Source organism: Pseudomonas deceptionensis (assembly GCF_900106095.1).
Lineage (GTDB): Bacteria > Pseudomonadota > Gammaproteobacteria > Pseudomonadales > Pseudomonadaceae > Aquipseudomonas > Aquipseudomonas deceptionensis.
Genome location: NZ_FNUD01000002.1, coordinates 143,561 through 163,903 on the forward strand (window position 1 = coordinate 143,561; position 20,343 = coordinate 163,903).

The 20,343-nt window shown below is 58.1% G+C and carries 19 protein-coding genes and 1 other RNA gene; 12 read left to right on the top strand and 8 right to left on the bottom strand.

Annotation, left to right across the window (positions count from 1 at the left end; translation table 11 throughout):
* Positions 1-16: 16 nt before the first annotated feature.
* Positions 17-583 (bottom strand): nucleotide exchange factor GrpE, encoded by a 567-nt coding sequence (gene grpE / locus BLW11_RS00655; RefSeq protein ID WP_048362126.1) that lies wholly within the window; start codon positions 581-583, stop codon positions 17-19.
* 252 nt (positions 584-835) lie between these two features.
* Between grpE and recN the strand changes: the two genes are divergently transcribed.
* Positions 836-2,518, top strand: coding sequence for a DNA repair protein RecN (gene recN, locus BLW11_RS00660; protein ID WP_048362125.1), 1,683 nt, complete (start codon positions 836-838; stop codon positions 2,516-2,518).
* Positions 2,519-2,614: 96 nt separating this feature from the next.
* Here recN and fur read toward each other — a convergent pair whose 3' ends face one another.
* Positions 2,615-3,028 (bottom strand): ferric iron uptake transcriptional regulator, encoded by a 414-nt coding sequence (gene fur, locus BLW11_RS00665; RefSeq protein ID WP_048362124.1) that lies wholly within the window; start codon positions 3,026-3,028, stop codon positions 2,615-2,617.
* A 98-nt stretch (positions 3,029-3,126) separates the two neighbouring features.
* On the opposite strand from fur, the gene BLW11_RS00670 reads away from it, so the two are divergent.
* Positions 3,127-3,654 (top strand): outer membrane protein assembly factor BamE, encoded by a 528-nt coding sequence (locus BLW11_RS00670; protein WP_048362123.1) that lies wholly within the window; start codon positions 3,127-3,129, stop codon positions 3,652-3,654.
* A 57-nt stretch (positions 3,655-3,711) separates the two neighbouring features.
* Here the strand turns inward: BLW11_RS00670 and BLW11_RS00675 are convergent, their stop codons facing one another.
* From BLW11_RS00675 to BLW11_RS00685, 3 genes are read right to left on the bottom strand one after another with little or no spacing between them, the layout of a single operon-like run.
* On the bottom strand, positions 3,712-4,029 hold the full coding sequence (locus BLW11_RS00675; RefSeq protein ID WP_048362122.1) for an RnfH family protein: 318 nt from the start codon (positions 4,027-4,029) through the stop codon (positions 3,712-3,714).
* A complete protein-coding gene (locus BLW11_RS00680) occupies positions 4,022-4,456 on the bottom strand; it encodes a type II toxin-antitoxin system RatA family toxin (RefSeq protein ID WP_048362121.1) in 435 nt (144 codons plus the stop codon). Before BLW11_RS00680 ends, BLW11_RS00675 begins: the two co-directional genes overlap by 8 nt.
* Positions 4,457-4,463: 7 nt before the next feature.
* On the bottom strand, positions 4,464-5,867 hold the full coding sequence (locus BLW11_RS00685; protein ID WP_048362120.1) for a sodium-dependent transporter: 1,404 nt from the start codon (positions 5,865-5,867) through the stop codon (positions 4,464-4,466).
* A gap of 117 nt (positions 5,868-5,984) precedes the next feature.
* Between BLW11_RS00685 and smpB the strand changes: the two genes are divergently transcribed.
* Complete coding sequence (gene smpB, locus BLW11_RS00690) at positions 5,985-6,467, top strand: SsrA-binding protein SmpB (protein WP_048362119.1); 483 nt, start codon at positions 5,985-5,987, stop codon at positions 6,465-6,467.
* A 165-nt stretch (positions 6,468-6,632) separates the two neighbouring features.
* On the opposite strand, the gene BLW11_RS00695 is transcribed toward smpB, so the two are convergent.
* On the bottom strand, positions 6,633-7,400 hold the full coding sequence (locus BLW11_RS00695; protein ID WP_048362118.1) for a GntR family transcriptional regulator: 768 nt from the start codon (positions 7,398-7,400) through the stop codon (positions 6,633-6,635).
* A 260-nt stretch (positions 7,401-7,660) separates the two neighbouring features.
* Between BLW11_RS00695 and BLW11_RS00700 the strand changes: the two genes are divergently transcribed.
* The 7 genes from BLW11_RS00700 (at position 7,661) to ssrA (ending at position 16,283) form a co-directional block, all read left to right on the top strand.
* Positions 7,661-9,355, top strand: a complete 1,695-nt coding sequence (locus BLW11_RS00700; protein ID WP_048362117.1) for a lactate permease LctP family transporter — start codon at positions 7,661-7,663, stop codon at positions 9,353-9,355.
* A gap of 139 nt (positions 9,356-9,494) precedes the next feature.
* The gene (locus tag BLW11_RS00705; protein WP_048362116.1) at positions 9,495-10,319 is read left to right on the top strand and encodes a (Fe-S)-binding protein; all 825 of its coding nucleotides are present in this window, start codon (positions 9,495-9,497) and stop codon (positions 10,317-10,319) included.
* Positions 10,316-11,773 carry a LutB/LldF family L-lactate oxidation iron-sulfur protein gene (locus tag BLW11_RS00710; RefSeq protein WP_048362115.1) on the top strand — a complete coding sequence of 486 codons (1,458 nt, stop codon included), beginning with the start codon at positions 10,316-10,318 and terminating at the stop codon, positions 11,771-11,773. Before BLW11_RS00705 ends, BLW11_RS00710 begins: the two co-directional genes overlap by 4 nt.
* Positions 11,773-12,444, top strand: coding sequence for a LutC/YkgG family protein (locus BLW11_RS00715; RefSeq protein WP_048362114.1), 672 nt, complete (start codon positions 11,773-11,775; stop codon positions 12,442-12,444). Before BLW11_RS00710 ends, BLW11_RS00715 begins: the two co-directional genes overlap by 1 nt.
* Positions 12,441-15,251 carry an FAD-binding and (Fe-S)-binding domain-containing protein gene (locus BLW11_RS00720; protein WP_048362113.1) on the top strand — a complete coding sequence of 937 codons (2,811 nt, stop codon included), beginning with the start codon at positions 12,441-12,443 and terminating at the stop codon, positions 15,249-15,251. The genes BLW11_RS00715 and BLW11_RS00720 overlap by 4 nt, the downstream gene beginning before the upstream one ends.
* A gap of 287 nt (positions 15,252-15,538) precedes the next feature.
* On the top strand, positions 15,539-15,820 hold the full coding sequence (locus tag BLW11_RS00725; protein ID WP_048362112.1) for a hypothetical protein: 282 nt from the start codon (positions 15,539-15,541) through the stop codon (positions 15,818-15,820).
* 71 nt (positions 15,821-15,891) lie between these two features.
* Positions 15,892-16,283: a transfer-messenger RNA gene (ssrA, locus tag BLW11_RS00730) on the top strand.
* A gap of 101 nt (positions 16,284-16,384) precedes the next feature.
* Here ssrA and BLW11_RS00735 read toward each other — a convergent pair.
* Complete coding sequence (locus BLW11_RS00735; RefSeq protein WP_048362111.1) at positions 16,385-17,587, bottom strand: NAD(P)/FAD-dependent oxidoreductase; 1,203 nt, start codon at positions 17,585-17,587, stop codon at positions 16,385-16,387.
* Between the two features lie 300 nt (positions 17,588-17,887).
* Here BLW11_RS00735 and BLW11_RS00740 point away from each other — a divergent pair, with 300 nt between their 5' ends.
* The gene (locus tag BLW11_RS00740; protein ID WP_048362170.1) at positions 17,888-18,451 is read left to right on the top strand and encodes an RrF2 family transcriptional regulator; all 564 of its coding nucleotides are present in this window, start codon (positions 17,888-17,890) and stop codon (positions 18,449-18,451) included.
* On the opposite strand, the gene BLW11_RS00745 is transcribed toward BLW11_RS00740, so the two are convergent.
* Complete coding sequence (locus BLW11_RS00745; RefSeq protein WP_048362110.1) at positions 18,372-19,307, bottom strand: EamA family transporter; 936 nt, start codon at positions 19,305-19,307, stop codon at positions 18,372-18,374. The genes BLW11_RS00740 and BLW11_RS00745 overlap by 80 nt on opposite strands.
* 119 nt (positions 19,308-19,426) lie before the next feature.
* Here BLW11_RS00745 and BLW11_RS00750 point away from each other — a divergent pair, with 119 nt between their 5' ends.
* Positions 19,427-20,209, top strand: coding sequence for an AraC family transcriptional regulator (locus BLW11_RS00750; protein WP_048362109.1), 783 nt, complete (start codon positions 19,427-19,429; stop codon positions 20,207-20,209).
* Positions 20,210-20,343: the final 134 nt, after the last annotated feature.

A 20,343-nucleotide genomic window follows, 5' to 3' on the forward strand; every position in this document is an offset into this window, starting at 1 on the left:
GGCCTTGCGGCCGATTTCAAGCCTGTTCGTCAATCGATGGCGAAACCGGCGCTGGCGCCTTGCTAACTACGACCATAGCCGGGCGCAGCAAGCGACCATTGAGCTGATAACCTTTTTGAAACACCTTGAGCACACTGTTCGGCTCGAGGTCAGCGCTCTCCTGCATTGCCATCGCTTGATGATGCTCGGCATTGAAGGGTTCGCCATGTGGATCGATCGCTTCCAGCTGATAACGCTTCAGGGTGTCCTGGAACATTTTCAGGGTCAGTTCAATCCCTTCACGCATTGGGCGAATGTTTTCATCGTCCGGGCTGGAAAGCTCAAGACCGCGCTCCAGGCTGTCGATCACAGGCAACAGGTCGCCAGCGAACTTTTCCAACGCAAACTTGTGCGCCTTCTCGACATCCTGTTCGGCACGACGGCGAACATTCTGCAGATCGGCAGCTACGCGCAGAGCCTGATCGTTAGCGGCTGCCAGCTGCTCTTCAAGCACCTGCACTCGGGCTGCCAGATCCTCACCTGCGATATCGGCGGCCTGATTAGCTTCCTGGTTCTGCGTATCCATAGTCTGTTCGTCTGCCATAGATTTCTCCTTTCAAACATCGTCCGCGAGCTCGACTCGCGCTTCTGCCAAGGTATATGGGGTCGCAATTCTCAGGTTCAAGAGCCAAAAAACCAGAAAAGGCATGTTTGAACCTCAACGCCCTTGCTGCAAAAAAACCAAAACGAGCTAAAAAACATAAAAAAACAAGCAAATCGAACTAAGCACAACCATTGTCAGCACGAAACAAAACACTGTATAAATAACCAGACATTACGTTTTGGAGCGGCTCCCATGCTGGTGCACCTGTCCGTACATAACTACGCCATCGTTGAACATCTCGATCTTGAACTCGATCGCGGGATGAGCGTAATCACTGGCGAAACCGGCGCCGGCAAATCGATCATGCTCGATGCGCTGGGCCTGACCCTCGGCGATCGTGCCGACAGCGGTGTAGTACGCCCCGGAGCCGACAAGGCTGACATCCTGGCCACCTTCGACCTGCAACACATTCCCGAAGCCCGTGCCTGGCTGGCCGAGCGCGACCTGGAAGGCGACGGCCCGTGCATCTTGCGCCGGGTCATCACCGCCGAAGGGCGCTCGCGCAGCTACATCAACGGCACACCCTGCCCTCAAGGTGACTTGAAAGCCCTAGGCGAGCTGCTGATTGATATCCACAGCCAGCACGAACACCAGTCACTGCTAAAGCCCGACACCCACCGCCGCCTGCTCGACGAATTTGCCGGCGCCACGGATCTGGCCCGTCAGGTTCAGCTCGCTGCACAACGCTGGCGCCAGACCCGACAAGAGCTCGAGCACCTGTCCAACTCCGGCGATGAGCAACGCGCACGCCATCAGTTGCTGAGCTACCAGCTCGAAGAGCTTGAAACCCTTTCCCTGGGTGAAAACGAACTGGAGGAGCTGGAGCAGGAACACAAAAACCTGACCAACGCCGAAACCCTGCTGACCATCTGCCGTCAGGTAGTCGAGCAGTGTAGCGAAAGCGACTCCGGCAACGTGCTCAATGCGCTGACAGCCAGCCTGAACCGCCTGTCGAGCATCAACAGCCATTCGGGTTCACTGGGTGAAGCAACCGACCTGCTGGCCAGCGCACAGATCCAGGTTGAAGAAGCCGTGGGCGAACTCAACCGCTTCATCGATCACTTTGATGCTGACCCGAGCCGCCTGCAGTACCTCGAAGAGCGACTCGACACCATCTATACACTGGCGCGCAAACACAGGGTGCAACCCACCGAAGTGGCGGCATTGCAGCAAAAACTGCTGGATGAACTCGAAACCCTTAACGCCAACGATGAAAACATCGAACGCCTGGCCAATGAGCTGACGTCCTATTCCCGCCACTATCATGAGTGCGCACGCGAACTCAGCAACCTGCGCAGCCTGGCCGCAACACGCCTGAGCAGTGCAGTAGAAGAAGAAATCCAGCGTCTTGGCATGCCCGGTGGCCGCTTCCTGATCGAGCTGCGCTCACAGAGCAGCAATGACCCTACGCCTCACGGCCTGGAGCAAGTCGAACTGCTCGTAAGCGCCAACCCCGGCCAGCCACTAAAGGCCCTGGCCAAGGTCGCCTCTGGCGGTGAACTGTCGCGTATCAGCCTGGCCATTCAGGTCATCACCGCACAAACCTCTCGCGTACCCACTCTGGTATTCGACGAAGTGGATGTGGGCATTGGCGGCCCGACTGCCGAAATCGTGGGGCAACTGCTGCGCCGCCTCGGCGAACGAGGCCAGGTGTTGACCGTCACCCACTTGCCGCAAGTGGCTGCGCAATGCCATCAACACCTCTTCGTGCACAAGGTCCGCGAGAGCGAAACCACGCGAACCGCCGTGTCAAAACTGAGCAAAAAAGAACGTGTAGAAGAGGTCGCCCGCATGCTCGGAGGCATCGATCTGACGAAAGAATCATTGGCTCACGCCAAAAAAATGGTCGTCACTGCAAAAAATCTGGCAGCTTAACGACGAACGGTCATTAAAAAGCCGATATCAGAAAGCACGAAGGCGGCCCTTGGGCCGCCTTCGATCGTTTCGCGAACCGTAATTCGCGCGACATGCTTATTTAACTTTCTTGCGCACGTACAGCACCAAGTTGTGATCCACCAACTCAACACCGTGCTTGGCTGCAATGGCGTGCTGCAGTTTTTCGATGTCTTCGTCGAAAAACTCGATCACTTCACCGCTGTCCACGTTGACCATATGGTCGTGGTGGCCACCATCGGCATCAGCCAATTCGAAGACCGCATGACCGCCATCAAAATTATGGCGAATCACCAGCCCCGCTGACTCGAACTGGGTCAGAACACGGTAAACCGTGGCCAGACCGACGTCTTCGCCTGCCTGCATAAGTGCCTTGTAAACATCCTCGGCGCTCATGTGACGCTGCTCGGCAGAGTCAAGCATCTGTAGAATTTTGACTCGTGGCAGAGTCACCTTAAGTCCGGCCTTACGTAGTTCGCTATTTTCAACCATGGTTAGCTTTCTCGCGGAAGCTGCTTCGCAGCTCCTCTTAATACGGGTATGATCGGCGTTTACGTTGTCCCAGCCAAGATAGTGGAAGTCGCCCACCGATGCAAAACACCAAGCTCTTGCTAACCAGTTTCACCTTTGTGGGACTGCTCGCACTCGCCGGTTGTTCATTCCCCGGGGTTTACAAAATCGACATCCAACAGGGCAATGTCGTCACACAGGACATGATAAACCAGTTACGCCCGGGAATGACCCGTCGGCAAGTGCGGTTTATTATGGGCAACGCCCTGTTGACTGACACTTTCCACCCGGATCGCTGGGATTATCTGTATAGCCTGCAGCCCGGTGGCGGTGAGCGCCAACAAGAACGCGTGAGCGTGTTCTTCAACCAAAACGACCAGCTCGTGAGCTTGTCGGGCGATTTCAAGCCTGGCGTAAGCCGCGACGAAGCCATTCTCGGCAAAACCGGTGGCACAGACGTGACCGCACCGGACGCTCAGGCTCCAGCCGAGAAGAAAGAAGCGCCAGCCAAACCTGGCTCGCTGCTTGATCAAATCCAGAAAGACGTAGACGGTGTTGAAACCGTACCGGTACCTACGCCAGAACCTCTGGATACAACCGAACAATAAGTGTTCGGCACAAAAAAGCCCGGCATGCCGGGCTTTTTGTTGTCTGCGATATAGCGATCAGGTCTGGCTCAGACGCTTGGCCTCGGCCGCTTTAGCCGCACGCTGACGGCGAATCTCTTTAGGGTCAGCCAACAACGGGCGATAAATTTCGATGCGATCACCCGCCTGCAGCACTCGGGTTTCAGGCTCTGCCACCTGCTTGCCAAAAATCCCCACAGGGCAACCGGCCAGATCAAGCTCGGGGAACTCACCACCAATACCCGATGCCAGCACCGCAGCCCGTACCGTCGTGCCCACTGGCACTGTCAGGTTCAACAGGCGCTGGCGCTCGACAGCAGCATAGACCACCTCGATTTCAATCATGGGCTCAGCCATACAGCTGTTTGGCTCGCTGGCAAAATGCATCCACCAGCGTATTGGCCGCCTGATTGAACAAAGGCCCCAGGGTTGCTTTGACAATGGCCCCGGCGTAATCGAAGGTCATGTCCAGACTGATCTTGCAGGCCTTTTCGCCCAGCGGCTTGAACACCCACACGCCATGTAGCTTGGTGAACGGGCCTTCTTCAAGGTTCATTTCAATGGACTGCCCCGGCACCAGCGTATTGCGGGTTACAAAGTGCTGGCTCAAGCCGCCCTTTGCTACCCCCAAACTGGCGCGCATCAGCACCTCGGTGCTTTCCAGAATTTCAGCAGACGAACACCACGGCAAAAATTGCGGGTAGCTCGCAACATCGTTAACCAGGTCATAAAGCGCCTGCGCCGGGTAAGGCAGCAAGGCCGAGCGTTGGATATGGGTAGTCATGTCAGCGTTACTTCCACAGCTGGGCGGCAAACACAATCAGAATGCCGAGTGGCGCCACATAGCGCATCAAAAAAAGAGTCAGGGCGAACATTACCGGGCTGCGCATCGACAACTCGTCGCGAACCGCACCGCGCCCCATGATCCAGCCTGCAAAGACCACAAAGCACAGTCCACCCAAAGGCAACATGATACGCGAGGTGAAGAAATCGACGACACCAAAGAAGTCCAGACCGCCGGCAGCGCCCCACTGATAGAAGTGAAAGCCTGAGCCTTCATTCACGAAAAACTTGGCCTGCTTCCAGATGTTGAACGAAAAAACCGTGCCCAGGCCGACAAACCAGCAGCTAAACGCCAGCCAGAACGTGACCCACAACCGTCGCATTTTGGTGCGTTCCACCAGATACGCCACCATCGGTTCAAGCAACGAAATGGCCGAACTCCAGGCCGCCACGGCCACCAGAATAAAGAACACCACGCCCATCAACTGACCGAATGCCACATTGCCAAAGGCAAATGGCAAGGTCACGAACATCAGGCCCGGCCCCTCACCAGGGTTCAACCCCGACGCAAAGACAATTGGAAACAATGCCAGCCCGGCCAGCAATGAGACAAAAGTGTCAATCAGCGCCACACCCACCACCGTCCCGGAGATCGATGCATTCTTGGGCATGTAGGCGCCATAGATCATGATCGAACCCACGCCGACACTCAGCGAAAAGAACGCATGCCCCATCGCCGCCAGCACGCCGTCGAGCACGCGGTCGGGGTTGAAGTCGAACATGAAATGCACGCCTTCCATAAAGTGCCCGGTGGTCATGCTGTAACCCAGCAGCACCAGCAACAGCACAAACAGAATCGGCATCATGATCCGCAAACTGCGCTCAAGCCCCGCCACTACCCCCCTAGCGATCACAAATGCGGACAACAACATAAACCCGGTGTGCCAAAACGTCAGGCGCCAAGGGTCCGAAATGACGCCACCAAAGTACGCACCGACCTCATCGGCCGTCGCTCCCTGAAAATCGCCCTTGCCCATATTGATGATGTAATCCAGCGACCAGCCGCCCACCACGCTATAGAAAGACAAAATCAGCAACGCCGTGATCATCCCGGCAAACGCCCCCCACGACCAACGTGCCGAATGCCCCGCCTCGACCGCCAACACCTTCAAGGCATTTGCCGGGCTGAGCCGTGCGCGCCGCCCGATAAGGGTTTCAGCCAGCATCACCGGCACACCGATCAACGCGATACACGCCAAAAACACCAACACAAAAGCGCCGCCACCATAGACGCCGACCATGTAGGGGAATTTCCAGATACTGCCCAAACCCACGGCAGAACCGGTCGCAGCGAGAATAAAGACCCAACGGCTTGCCCAACTGCCGTGGACAGAAACCTTGTCTGTCGACATCGTTACTACGCCCAACCACTAAAAAAAGAGGGCGCATTGTCCGGGAATCAACCTACGTGCTCAAGCACGCAGGTGCCCATAGCCGACACGCTCGCAACTGCCTATAATGCCGGCCCTATGGCTAAACAGAAGAAACACCCCACAGGGACCATCGCGCAGAATAAAAAAGCGCGACACGATTACTTCATCGAACATCGGTTCGAGGCTGGTCTGGTCCTGGCCGGCTGGGAAGTAAAAAGTCTGCGTGCAGGCAAGGCACAGCTGGTAGACAGCTACGTGCTACTCAAGGATGGAGAAGCATGGTTGCTCGGCAGCCATATCTCGCCCCTGACGACAGCCAGCACCCACGTTATCGCCGACCCGACGCGCAGCCGCAAACTGCTGCTAAACCAGCGCGAGCTGGAAAAGCTGTTTGCCGCCGTGCAGCAGAAGGGTTACGCCTGCGTCTGCCTCTCGCTTTACTGGAGCAAGCACTTGATCAAGTGCGAAATTGCCCTGGGTAAAGGCAAGAAGGAATACGACAAGCGCCATACCGAGCGCGAGCGTGATTCCGATCGCGAGCTGCAGCGCGCAGTGCGAAACAAAGGCAAGGAAGACTAGATCTTCTGCCCCCTGTAGCAACTGACGAGCTCTGCGAGACTGCGTCCGATTGCGAAGCGATCGTAAATGCTAAAAACGCGACCTGCCAGTAAGGTCGCGTTCACCGGCTTTACGACGACTTCGTCGCCGGACGCAGCCTACGGCAGCGGCTACAGGCTTGCATCTTCACAACCCATTGCGCCGCTCGGCCCGCGCCATGCGTTGTACTTCCTGGCGCACCTCTTCCAGCACTTCCTGTACATACACCAGATGCCGGCTCGCCACTTCCCGAGCGTCGTCCGCCCGACCTTCGATAATCGCCAGATACAACTCGCGATGCTGACCAATCAGCATGTCGCGCGTTTCGCTGCGCTGCTTGTACATGCCTCCGATATTGGTCACCACGTTGCGCTTGAGCAAATCGAATAACCCGCGGATCGTGTGCAGCAACACAGCGTTATGGCTCGCCTCAGCAATGGCCAGGTGGAAGTTCGCATCAGCCTCCCCCTCTTCTGCGCGACTGACCTCATCAACCCGCGCATAGCAATCCTGTAATCGCTCAAACGCCAGGCGCAACCGGTCACGGTCCATCTCGGTCGCCCGCGATGCCGCGTAAAAAGCGCACGAAGCCTCAAGCGTGTGTCGGAACTCAAGCAAGTCGCGCTGAGCCTCGGGGTTGCTTTCCAGCAGTTGCAGCAAGGGGTCACTGAAGGTCGAACCCAGTGATGTCGCCACATAATTGCCACCGCCCTGGCGGCTGACCAGCAAGCCCTTGGCCGACAACTTCTGGATCGCCTCGCGCAATGACGGGCGCGACACACCAAACTGCTCGGCCAGTGCACGCTCGGCCGGCAAGCGCTCGCCCGACTTCAACGTCCCCTCAAGGATCATGCCCTCAAGCTGCTCGACAATATCGTCCGACAAACGGCGCTGACGGATTTGATCAAACCCCATAACTGCTCTCCACCCTCCCGACCACACGCCGGGCCCTCTATTCTCGCCGATTGGCGCACTCCACACACCCATCAGAAGTACCGCCCATAACCCCATCAGATGCCCGGACGACGAACACCTCGACCAAAGATTTAGAGGCGGCAAATTGACACATGCCACATAAGGCTTTTAACCTAGCCAACAGCGATTGTAAATTGGTAATACCAATTACCCAAAAACAATCAGCAGCATCAACCAATAACAATTAGGGGCCACCCCATATGCAAACCTGGCAACAGCTCTACAATCCGCTCGGCAGCCTCGGCCTGTCCGCATTCGCGGCCGTTATCCCGATCGTATTTTTCTTCCTGGCCCTGGCCGTCTTCCGCCTCAAAGGGCACGTCGCCGGTGCCATCACCCTGGCCCTGTCGATTGTGGTGGCCATCTTTGCCTTCCAGATGCCTGTCGACATGGCCTTCGCAGCAGCGGGTTATGGCTTTGCCTATGGCCTGTGGCCGATTGCCTGGATCATCGTCGCCGCCGTATTCCTCTACAAATTGACCGTCAAAAGCGGCCAGTTCGAAATCATCCGCAGCTCGGTATTGTCGATCACTGACGACCAGCGCCTGCAGGTACTGCTAATCGGCTTCTGCTTTGGTGCATTCCTTGAAGGTGCAGCCGGTTTCGGTGCGCCGGTAGCGATTACTGCCGCACTGCTCGTAGGTCTGGGCTTTAACCCGCTGTACGCTGCAGGTCTGTGCCTGATCGCCAACACCGCGCCCGTCGCATTCGGCGCCCTCGGCATCCCGATCATCGTGGCTGGACAAGTCACCGGCATCGACTCATTCAAGATCGGCGCCATGGCCGGTCGCCAACTGCCGCTGCTGTCGCTGTTCGTGCCGTTCTGGCTGGTGTTCATGATGGACGGCCTGCGCGGTGTGCGTGAGACCTGGCCTGCAGCGCTGGTGGCAGGTTTGAGCTTCGCCATTACTCAGTACTTCACCTCGAACTACATTGGCCCGGAACTGCCGGACATCACCTCAGCCCTGGCCAGCCTGATCAGCCTGACCCTGTTCCTCAAAGTCTGGCAGCCAAAACGCACCGCAGGCGCACAGATCGCTGGCGTAAGCTCGGACGTTACCGTCACCGCCAGCGCCGGAGGTTTTGGCAAGCCGACCAACCTGATGGCGTCGCCCTACAGCCTGCTGCAGATTCTAAAAGCCTGGTCCCCGTTCCTGATCCTGACCGTACTGGTCACCATCTGGACCCTCAAACCGTTCAAGGCCCTGTTCTCACCGGGCGGTGCAATGTATGGCTGGGTATTCAACTTCGCGATCCCGCATCTCGATCAGTTGGTCATCAAAACCGCACCGATCGTGAACGCCCCCACGGCGATTGCTGCCGTGTTCAAACTTGATCCGATTTCAGCCACCGGGACCGCGATTTTCTTCTCTGCGCTGATCTCGATGCTGATCCTGAAAATCGACATCAAGACTGGTCTTACCACTTTAAAAGAGACCCTCTACGAACTGCGCTGGCCGATCCTGTCCATCGGCATGGTGCTGGCTTTCGCCTTCGTCACCAACTACTCGGGCATGTCATCCACCATGGCCCTGGTACTGGCCGGTACAGGCGCGGCGTTCCCGTTCTTCTCGCCGTTCCTCGGCTGGCTGGGCGTGTTCCTGACCGGTTCGGACACCTCGTCCAACGCCCTGTTCAGCTCGTTGCAAGCCACCACCGCCCACCAGATCGGCGTCAGCGACGTACTCATGGTCGCGGCCAACACCAGTGGCGGCGTAACCGGGAAAATGATTTCCCCGCAATCGATCGCCGTGGCCTGCGCAGCAACCGGTCTGGTGGGTAAAGAATCCGACCTGTTCCGCTTCACCCTGAAACACAGCCTGTTCTTTGCCACCATCGTCGGCCTGATCACACTGGCTCAGGCCTACTGGTTCACCGGCATGCTGGTGCATTAATAGCGCTATGGTTACTGCACGATAAAAGGCGCCGGCCTACACGCCGGCGCCAATCATTCAAAACCCGGTCTGCCCGGCGGCTGAGGAAGATTTCAGCCGCTCGCGTGGACACATAACCGGGACCACCCGGAGACGCCTGATGAGCGAGCTTTTTTACAATGCCGTGCCTAATGCGACCCGCGTCGCCCCACCCCTGCCAACCCCGCGCCAATACCCCACGCACAAACCGCGCAAGGTTTATCTGTTTGGCACCTGCGTGGTCGACCTGTTCTTCCCCGAAGCCGGGATGGACGCCATTCACCTGATCGAGCGCGAAGGCATCGCAGTTGACTACCCCCAGGGCCAAAGCTGCTGCGGGCAACCGGCCTACACCTCGGGCTACACCGATCAGGCACGTGCAGTCGCCCGCTCACAATTGGCCCTGTTCGCAGAAGACTACCCGGTGGTCGTGCCGTCCGGCTCCTGCGCCGGCATGCTGCGCGAACACTACGAAGACTTGTTCAAAGACGAGCCCGAAACCTTGAAGAAGGTTCATGCCCTGGCCGAACGCACCTTTGAGCTCACCGAATTCTTGCTGTTTGTGTGCAAGGTCCAATTCAAGGACCACGGCGCCCCCGTAAAAGTCGCCCTGCACACCTCCTGCTCCGCACGCCGCGAGATGAACACCCACCTGCACGGCCGCGAAATGCTGGCACAACTAAGCAATGTGGAACGCATCGACCACAGCCACGAAAGTGAATGCTGCGGTTTTGGTGGGACATTCAGCGTACGCATGCCCGATATTTCCGGCGCCATGGTCGCCGACAAAACCCGCTCCTTGATTGAAACCGGCGCACACCAGGTGCTTACCGCCGACTGCGGCTGCCTGATGAATATCAACGGCTCGCTGGAAAAACAGAAAGAAGCCCTGCGCGGCCAGCATCTGGCCAGTTTCCTGTGGCAGCGCACCGGAGGTGAGCAATGAACACCAGCACACTGATCCCCACCGTTACAGTGGAAGAAGATTTCCGCGAGCGCGCCCACGAAGCCCTGGCTGACCAGCAACTGCGGAACAACTTCCGTAGCGCCATGGATTCACTGATGACCAAACGCGCCGTGGCCTTCAGCGACGCCCATGAGCGCGAACACTTGCGCGCCCTGGGCAACGCCATCCGCGCCCGCGCGCTGTCCAAACTGCCCGACCTGCTGGAACGACTGGAAGCCAACCTGACCCGCAACGGCGTGCAGGTGCACTGGGCTGAAACCGTCGACCAGGCCAATGAAATCGTCATGTCGATTGCTCGCCGCCGCTCGGCCAGGCAAGTGATCAAAGGCAAGTCGATGGTCAGCGAAGAGATGGAGATGAACCACGTGCTCGGCGCCCAGGGCATTGAATGCCTTGAGTCCGACATGGGCGAGTACATCGTTCAGCTCGACAACGAAAAACCGTCCCACATCATCATGCCTGCCATTCATAAGAACGCCGGGCAAGTAGCCGACCTGTTCCACGAAAAGCTCGGCGTTGACTACACCAAAGACGTGGACCAACTGATCCAGATCGGTCGTCGCGTGCTGCGGCAAAAATTCTTCGAGGCCGATATCGGCGTGTCCGGTGTCAACTTCGCCGTTGCCGAAACCGGCACCCTGTTGCTGGTGGAAAACGAAGGCAACGGCCGTATGTCTACCACCGTGCCGCCCGTGCACATTGCCGTCACCGGCATTGAGAAAGTTGTCGAAAACCTGCGTGACGTTGTACCGCTGGTATCGCTGCTGACCCGTTCGGCCCTTGGCCAGCCGATCACCACCTACGTAAACATGATCTCTGGCCCACGCAAGCCCGGTGAACTGGACGGCCCTGAAGAAGTGCACCTGGTATTGCTCGACAACGGCCGCAGCCAGGCCTTTGCCGACAGCGAACTGCGCCAGACGCTGAACTGCATTCGCTGCGGTGCCTGCATGAACCACTGCCCGGTTTACACCCGCATTGGCGGCCATGCCTACGGCGAGGTCTACCCCGGTCCGATTGGCGCAATCATCACACCGCACATGGTCGGCCTGGCCAAAGTGCCGGACCACCCCAGCGCCTCGTCGCTGTGCGGGGCCTGTGGCGAAGTGTGCCCGGTAAAAATTCCGATCCCGGCCCTGCTGCGCCGCCTGCGTGAAGAGAACGTCAAAGCACCCGATACCTCGCCCCGCATCATGCGCGGCCAGGGCAGCAAGTACTCACGCAAGGAACGCCTGATCTGGAACATGTGGGCCAGGCTCAACAGCTCCCCTGCCCTGTACCGCGTATTCCTCAAGGCCGCCACCCGCCTGCGCGGGCTCACGCCGAGCAATGTCGGCCCGTGGACACAAAACCACAGCGCCCCCAAACCCGCTGCCCGTTCGCTGCACGATATGGCCCGCGAGCATTTGGCGAAAAAGTCGGGAGACCAGTGATGAGCGCTAAACAGAACATTCTCAACAAATTGCGTAACAGCCTGACGGGCACCACACCTGTGCCTGACAACTTCGACGAAGTGCTGGTGACGGAACCCTGGTCCTACACTCCAGAACAACGCATCCCGCAACTGCGCAAACTGATGGAAGCGGTACACACCGAGATCCACCTAAGCACCGAGCAGGACTGGCCCGCGCTGTTGGCGCAATTGGTCACCGACCGTCAATTGCCCAGCTTGCTGATCGCCCCGACCACAGCCCACGGGCAAAAAGTGACCGCGCATTGGGCGCAAAATCCTGCGCTGCCGACACTCAAAGCCTACGACCGACCGTTGGAAGAATGGAAAGCCGAACTGTTTAACGACACCCCGGCCAGCCTGACCACCACCTTGGGCGCGATTGCCGCCACCGGCAGCCTGATCATGTGGCCGACCCCCGAAGAGCCGCGACTGATGAGCCTGGTACCACCGGTGCATTTCGCCCTGCTCAAGGCCAGCGAAATTCGCGACAACTTCTATCAGGTACAGCGCGAAATGAACTGGGCCGCAGGTATGCCGACCAACGCTTTGCTGGTGTCGGGCCCATCGAAAACCGCCGACATCGAGCAAGTACTGGCCTACGGCGCCCACGGCCCGAAAGACCTGATCGTGCTGATTCTGGAGGATGCATGAGTCTGCCCGCCGCCTTTGTGCGCGATGCCGAACGGCTGATACCGCAAGACCGCCGTTTCAACGACCCGCTCTCCACCCTGGCTTTTGGCACTGACGCGAGCTTTTATCGGCTGATCCCCAAGCTGGTGATTCGCGTTGAGTCTGAGGACGAAGTGGTCGAACTGCTGCGTCTGGCCCGACGCGACCAGGTGCCCGTCACCTTCCGCGCCGCCGGCACCAGCTTGTCTGGCCAGGCCATCAGCGACTCCGTGCTGATCGTGCTCGGGGACAACTGGAACGCCAAGGAGATTCGCGGCCAGGGCACGCAAATCCGCCTGCAACCCGGCGTCATTGGCGCGCAAGCTAACGCGTGGCTGGCCCCGTTCGGGCGCAAAATCGGCCCCGACCCGGCCTCGATCAACGCCTGCAAAATTGGCGGCATCGTCGCCAACAACGCCAGCGGCATGTGCTGCGGTACCGCACAGAATACCTACCACACCCTGGCCGGACTGCGCGTTGTGCTGGCCGATGGCACCCGGGTCGACACCGAAGACGCGGCCAACATCGCCGCCTTTCGCCAAAGCCACGGGCCATTGCTCGAACAGCTGGCGACATTGGCCCGCGAGACCCGCGCCAATGCCGAACTGGCGGCAAAAATTCGCCACAAATACCGCCTGAAAAACACCACGGGCCTGTCACTCAACGCCCTGGTGGATTTCGACGACCCGCTGGATATCCTCAGCCACCTGCTGGTGGGCAGCGAAGGCACTCTGGGCTTTATCAGCGCCGTCACCTACGACACCGTGATCGACCACCCGAACAAAGCCTCGGCACTGATCGTATTCCCGGACGTTGAAACCTGCTGCAATGCCGTTACCGTGCTCAAAAGCCAGCCCGTTTCCGCTGTTGAACTGCTGGACCGCCGCAGCTTGCGCTCAGTGCAGGACAAGCCAGGCATGCCGGCTTTCGTACAACAACTGTCGGCCAATGCCTGCGCCCTGTTGATCGAATCTCGCGCCGCGTCCCAGACCTTGCTGCACGAGCAACTGACGCAAATCATGGCCTCGCTGTCGACCTTCCCGGTCGAGAAACAAGTCGATTTCACAGAGGACCCGAAAGAGAACGCCAAGCTGTGGGCCATCCGCAAGGACACCTTCCCGGCTGTGGGTGCGGTGCGCAAAACCGGCACCACGGTCATCATCGAAGACGTGACCTTCCCGGTCGAACAACTGGCCATCGGCGTCAACCGCCTGATCGAGCTGTTCGACAAGCACCACTACGACGAAGCGATCCTGTTCGGCCACGCCCTGGAGGGCAACCTGCACTTCGTCTTCACTCAGGGCTTCAACAACCCCGAAGAAGTGGCGCGCTACCAGGCCTTTATGGATGACGTAGCGCAACTGGTGGCCGTGGAATTCGGCGGCTCGCTCAAGGCCGAGCACGGCACCGGGCGCAACATGGCACCCTTTGTGGAGTTGGAATGGGGCAGCGACGCCTACCAGTTGATGTGGCAACTCAAGCGTTTGCTCGACCCGCAGGGCATTCTCAACCCCGACGTGGTGCTCAGCGAAGACCCGCATATCCACCTCAAGCACCTCAAACCGATGCCTGCCGCTGACGAGATTGTGGATAAGTGCATCGAGTGTGGTTTCTGCGAACCGGTGTGCCCGTCCAAGGGACTGACCCTCAGCCCCCGCCAGCGGATTGTGATCTGGCGCGATATTCAGGCTAAAAAACGCGCCGGCATCGACACCACTGAACTGGAAAAAGCCTACGCCTACCAAGGCATCGACACCTGCGCGGCGACCGGCTTATGTGCGCAGCGCTGCCCGGTAGGCATCAACACCGGCGACCTGGTAAAAAAACTGCGTGCCCGCAGCGCAAACAGCATTAAAACTGCCGACTGGCTGGGCAATCACTTTGCAACCACACTGCAAGGCGCCCGCTTCACGCTGCATGTGGCCAATGGTGCGCGCATGTTGCTGGGGGCGCCGCGCCTGACAAAAATCTCGTCTGCATTGACCAAGGCCAGCAAGGGCCGCGTGCCATTGTGGACCAACGCCATGCCGCAGCCGGAACGGGCGATCCGCTTCAGCCCGCCCGTCAAGGATGCCCGCCCCCGGGTCGTCTACCTTGCGGCCTGCGTGTCGCGGGTCATGGGCCCGGCGGCAAGCGACACAGAACAGATGTCGCTGCTGGACAAAACCCGCGGTCTGCTGGAAAAGGCCGGCTACCAAGTAGTATTCCCCGACAACATGGACAGCCTGTGCTGCGGCCAGCCGTTCGCCTCCAAAGGCTATGGTGAACAGGCCGAGCACAAGCGCCAGGAACTGATCGGTGCACTGTTGCATGCCAGCCGTGGCGGCCTTGACCCAATCTACTGCGACACCAGCCCGTGCACGTTGCGCCTGGTGCAAGACCTGGGCGAAACCCGCCTCGACCTGTACGACCCGGTGCGTTTCATTCGCACCCACCTTGTGGATAAGTTGAACTTCACCCCGCAAACCGCACCGATTGCGGTGCACGTGACCTGCAGCACCCAGCACCTGGGTGAAAGCCAGGCACTGATCGACATCGCACGCCTGTGCAGCTCCAAAGTGGTGATCCCGGAGGGCATTCACTGCTGCGGTTTTGCCGGCGACAAAGGCTTCACCACACCTGAGCTGAACGCCCACTCGCTGCGCACCCTGAAAGACGCGGTGCAGCATTGCAGCGAAGGAATTTCCACCAGCCGAACGTGCGAAATTGGCCTGAGCCAACATGGCGGGATTGATTACCACGGGCTGGTCTACCTGGTGGACCGGGTAACGGGCGCCAAAACCCTGTAACCCCAAATCCCCCGAAGGCTGCGATCTCTTGACCTTAAAAGATCGCAGCCTTCGGGGGTTCACAAACTCTGGCGCGAGCTAGCGACCTATCGAGATACGTCTTCAACGACGACCCAAAATCGTGCGACAGCCCTGTTTTCGAGCGTAAAAAAACTTAATAAATAATGGCCAATTACAGGCAGAAATTTTGAGCGTGGCTATAGTCAATTGGCTTAACGCCCCAACGTTTGGGGCATAAAACCGAGCCCGGAGCCACCGGGCCTATCATGAGCACAAGGAGTTTTCCCATGAAGCGTACCGCTCTTGCTGGTCTGTTTATTTCCGCTGTGATGTTGGCCTCTCCGGTATTTGCGGCGACAGACCTTTGCCAAATCAACCTGCAAAAAATCAAGGACGCCGTGGTCAGCTCTGGAGAAATGAGCTCCGACTTACAAGACAGCGTCGAGAGCCGGGTCGCAGAAGCCAAGGCCGAACAAGCCAAAGGCACAAAAGAAGGCATTGATAACTGCATTTCACTGACCACCCAGACGCTTCAGGATATTGCAGACAACAACAAAGGTGGTGAGTAACCCCTTTGGGTTGGCCTTCTGCGCCACAAAGGCGTACACTCCGCAAGCTTGCTGGTTACACAGCAAGCATCGGGGCCGTTTAGGATTCGACGCCGGTTGCGAAACTCTAGGTGCATGCCGAGTTGGTAACAGAACTCGTAAATCCACTGTTGCAACTACTTATAGTTGCCAATGACGAAACCTACGAGGGTCAAGCTCTCGCAGCGTAAGCTGCCTTAGCCATCCTCCTGGTACCTTCGGGTCCAGCAATCACTAGGGGATGCCTGTAAACCTGAAGTGATTGTCATATAGAACAGGATCGCCGTGCAGTACGTTGTGGACGAAGCGGCTAAAACTTACACAACTCGCCCAAAGCACCCTGCCCTTCGGGTCGCTGAGGGTTAACTTAATAGATACGGCTACGCATGTAGTACCGACAGCGGAGTACTGGCGGACGGGGGTTCAAATCCCCCCGGCTCCACCAAATCCACAAAAAAAGACGTCCACGGACGTCTTTTTTTGTGCCTGAAATTCAGCGACAGCCCGGCTTAAATCCTCAGCAAGTGCTGCCCCGGAGCATCCGTCTCAGGCAATCGGAATCAATGGATCCGCCGCCGCCCAAGCAGCTTCACGATTAGCCGCCGGAGGGTAGATCCACACCGTGTTGATCTGCGTCTTGAGCGTTTTTCCTTCCTGTCGCGTCAACTTGACCTGGCGGTCCCATCCCTCGGTGTAAACCGCACCCCAGCCTCCCAGATCCAGGCACGTGACGTACTTGGGCTGGCTGTACGCAATCGGTGCCACGCCCAGAATCTGGGCTGCAACGTTGTTGCCAGCGTGACGCCCCAAAACAATGGCGTGCTGACATGTCATCAGCGCATGGTTCCCAAGGTCATCGGTTGCAGCGTAGGCAACATCACCGGTGGCGAAGATGTCGTTCTGGCCTATGACTTTAAGGTGGGCATCCACATGCAGACGCCCAAGCGAATCGCGCTCACCCGGGATCTGCGCGGTCAACGCACAGGCCCGTACTCCAGTGGTCCAGACCACGGTTTTCGCGTCGATTCGCTGGCCATCGCCAAGGGTAACGCCCTGCTCATCAACAGCCACTACGGACGATTTCAAGCGCCATGTCACCCCCAGTTCATCGCTGGCTTCGGCGATTGACTGGCTGATTTCAGCCCCCATTGACGCCCCGACTTTTTCACCACGGTCCACGATGATCACTTCAACGTTCGCATCAGCACCCAAGATGGCCCGCAAGCGAGCTGGCATTTCGGTCGCTGTTTCAATGCCGGTGAAGCCGCCACCTGCCACCACTACCGTGTTGCGACCCTGACTTTGCGGAAGGTCTGCCAGTGACTTGAGGTGCTGCTCCAGCCGCACGGCGTGCTCAATCTGGTCCACATCAAAAGCGTATTGCGCCACACCTTGGGTGTCAGGCACCGCAAGCCGACTGCCTGTGGCCAAAACAAGCTTGTCGTAGCAGCACACTTGTCTTGTGCCTGAGGCATCGATGTAGCCGACTCTTTTTTGCTGAGCATCGATGGTGTCAACGGCCCCTTTGATGAACTTCACGCCTACCGCATCGAACAATTCGCCAATCGGTGCGACCAGGCGATGAGCATCAGGTTCGTAAAAGCGCGGGCGCACGCGCAACTCGGCCTGAGGGGCCAATACGGTCACTTCAACTTCGTTATGACCATGAAGGTCGAACAGTCGCGTCGCGCTCAAAGCCGTCCACATCCCACCGAAACCTGCGCCAACAATCAGAATCTGCTGTTTCATTTTTTACCCCCTGATGAGAAGCCCGAGCAAAGCGACCCCGGAAAGACGATCGCCACCGAGCCCCAATAACGGCGACTATATTAGTCGTAGTTATTGAGCGCAATCTTTTTCTACCTCCCTCACCCGCAAGTGCTTCAGACAAAAACAGGAGACAACGACCATTAAATACGACATTTGCGCACTGAAATCAGGCGTTTTATTGAACTTTAAAGGCGGCCCCTCCCCGTTACGCCCCCCAGGAGCGTTGCCCGCCTTACTGATCACTGCTAAAATATGCGACTAATTAAGTCGGAGATACTGATGTCTCTTTACAGCGCAGGCGTTGAGTACGGCATTCATTGCCTGCTTTTTTTGGTCGGTGATGGCGGCGAAAGCCGGGAAGCGAGCGTGCGCGATCTTGCAGAGTTGCAAGGGGTACCTCAGGACTACCTGGCGAAGATTTTCACCAAGCTGGCCAAGTCAAAACTGGTTGTAGCGACAGAAGGCGTGCGCGGCGGATTTAAGCTGGCAAGGCCTGCTGACGAAATCAGCATTCTTGATATCGTCAACGCTATCGACGGCCAGAAGCTCATTTTCGATTGTCGGGAAATTCGTGGCCGCTGCGCCCTGTTCGAGGGTTCGCCGCCTGCTTGGGCGCTGGACGGTCATTGCTCGGTTCACGCCGCGATGATGACGGCACAAAAACGCATGGAAGAGGCTCTGGCCCAACAAACTATCCTTGATCTCGCAAGAAAGGTCGGCCGAAAATCGCCCGCTGAATTCCCGGCGCAGGTAGGTAAATGGATCAACGATCGTCGAGAGAAGAAAAGCGGCGCGCAGACTTCCGACGACCAGACCATACCGGTAACTGAAATCTCGGACTAAGCCCTGGCCCTTTTACAAACCCCACGGCAAGCGCCGACAGGATCAACACCATCGAAACTCCCTCGCTGAAACCTACCCTGTGCCCCAGCATGAGCATCGAGCCTGCGATCCCGAACACCGGTATCAGCAATGAGAGCGGTGCCACCGTGGACACCGGGTACTCGCGCAGCAATAAATTCCAGCCCCAATAACAAAAGTGCGTTGCCGCGTAGACCTGAAACAACAGTGAGAACACCGCCACCCACTCAAACTGAGTGGCCAAAGCGGCAAAGGGCGCCGTCCCATGCGCCAGCCAGGTGAGTGCCAGCAACGGGATCGGTGGAAACACGCTCGCCCAGACCACGAAGGCGAACATTTCCCGGACTTTGGACTGCTTGATGATGACGTTACCGACGCTCCAGCTAAAGGCACTGACCAGCAACAAGCCATAACCCAGGGTCGTCCCATGGCCGGGGCTGGCAAGGATGATGCTGACCAGCCCCAACACGGCGAGCCCCATCCCCAGCATCTGCCTCAGGCTCAGGTGTTCGCGAAACAGCAATACCCCCCAACCCATGGTGAAAAAAGCACTGAACTGGATCAACAGCGCTGCAGTGCCGGGCGGTACGCCCCATTCGATGCCCAGGTTGATCAGCGCCCACATCGCCACACCGAAAATCAATCCATACGCCGCCAGCCACTTGATCGCGATCGGCGGGCGTTTGACAAAAAATACCCACGGTAACGCCGCCAGGGTAAATCGAAGAGCCGTCAGCAACAGCGGATCAATCGCCGCCAGGCCCAGTTTGGTAACGGGAAAGTTAAGCCCCCAGATCGCCGTCACCAGTACGGCCAGGGTCAGGTGTTTCTTTTGCATGGTGTTCGATTTCCGATAGGCAGGACTGGCGGCTGTATGCGCCAGCCAAGGCCTCACTATGAACAATTGCAGCAGCGGCCCGCTTGCACTATGAGGTCATAAATCATTAAATTCGGGCCATGCGCGAAACTGACATAGATACCTACGAAAACATCCCCCGTGACGCAGTGGTCACGGCCAATGACTATCGAGACGGGCAGCACTTTGCGCTGCACACCCATCGACGCGGGCAATTTGCCTATGCCGCCAGCGGTGTGATCACGGTATTCACCCGCCAGGGCAATTGGGTCGTTCCCCCGCAAAGGGCTATCTGGGTCCCGGCGGGGGTGGCTCACGAAATGAGCATGGCCGGGCCGGTGACGATGCTTAATACGTATATCCGTGACCCCGCCTGCACCCGGCTTGGCCTGCCCGCACACTGCCAGGTCTTCGGCATCTCGCCACTGCTTCACCAGTTACTGATCCAGGCCATGGATATCCCCGCACTCTATGACGAGACCCATCGGGAGGGTCTCGTGATGAGTTTGCTGCTTCACGAAATAGCCGATATGCCGCCCTTGTCACTCAATGCCCCACTGCCTGTTGAGCCCAGGCTGGCATATGCCTGCCGCAAGCTGCTGGAGCAGCCGTCACTGGATATCGGGATCGATGATATGGCCCTACAGGTTGGCATGAGCCGCCGCACCTTCACCCGGCTGTTTCGCCAGCAAACCGGAATCAGCTTTGTCGAATGGCGCCAGCAAGCATGCCTGCTGGCTGCAGTAGTGCGCCTGGGTAACGGCGAAGCCATTACGCGGGTAGCGACTGATCTGGGCTATAGCAGCCCGAGCGCCTTCACCAGTGTGTTTCGCAGAGTACTGGGCAAGGCACCCAGCCGGTATTTCCCCAAAAACACGCCCTGAAAAACAGCCACAAAAAAAGGCGCCCGAGGGCGCCCAAATTCACCTTAACCGAGGAAGCAAGGTGAGGCCGTTCTTCTGCAAAGGAGTGCAGCGGTGGTAAGGCGCTGCTCGAACGGGAAAATCTGTCGAACACG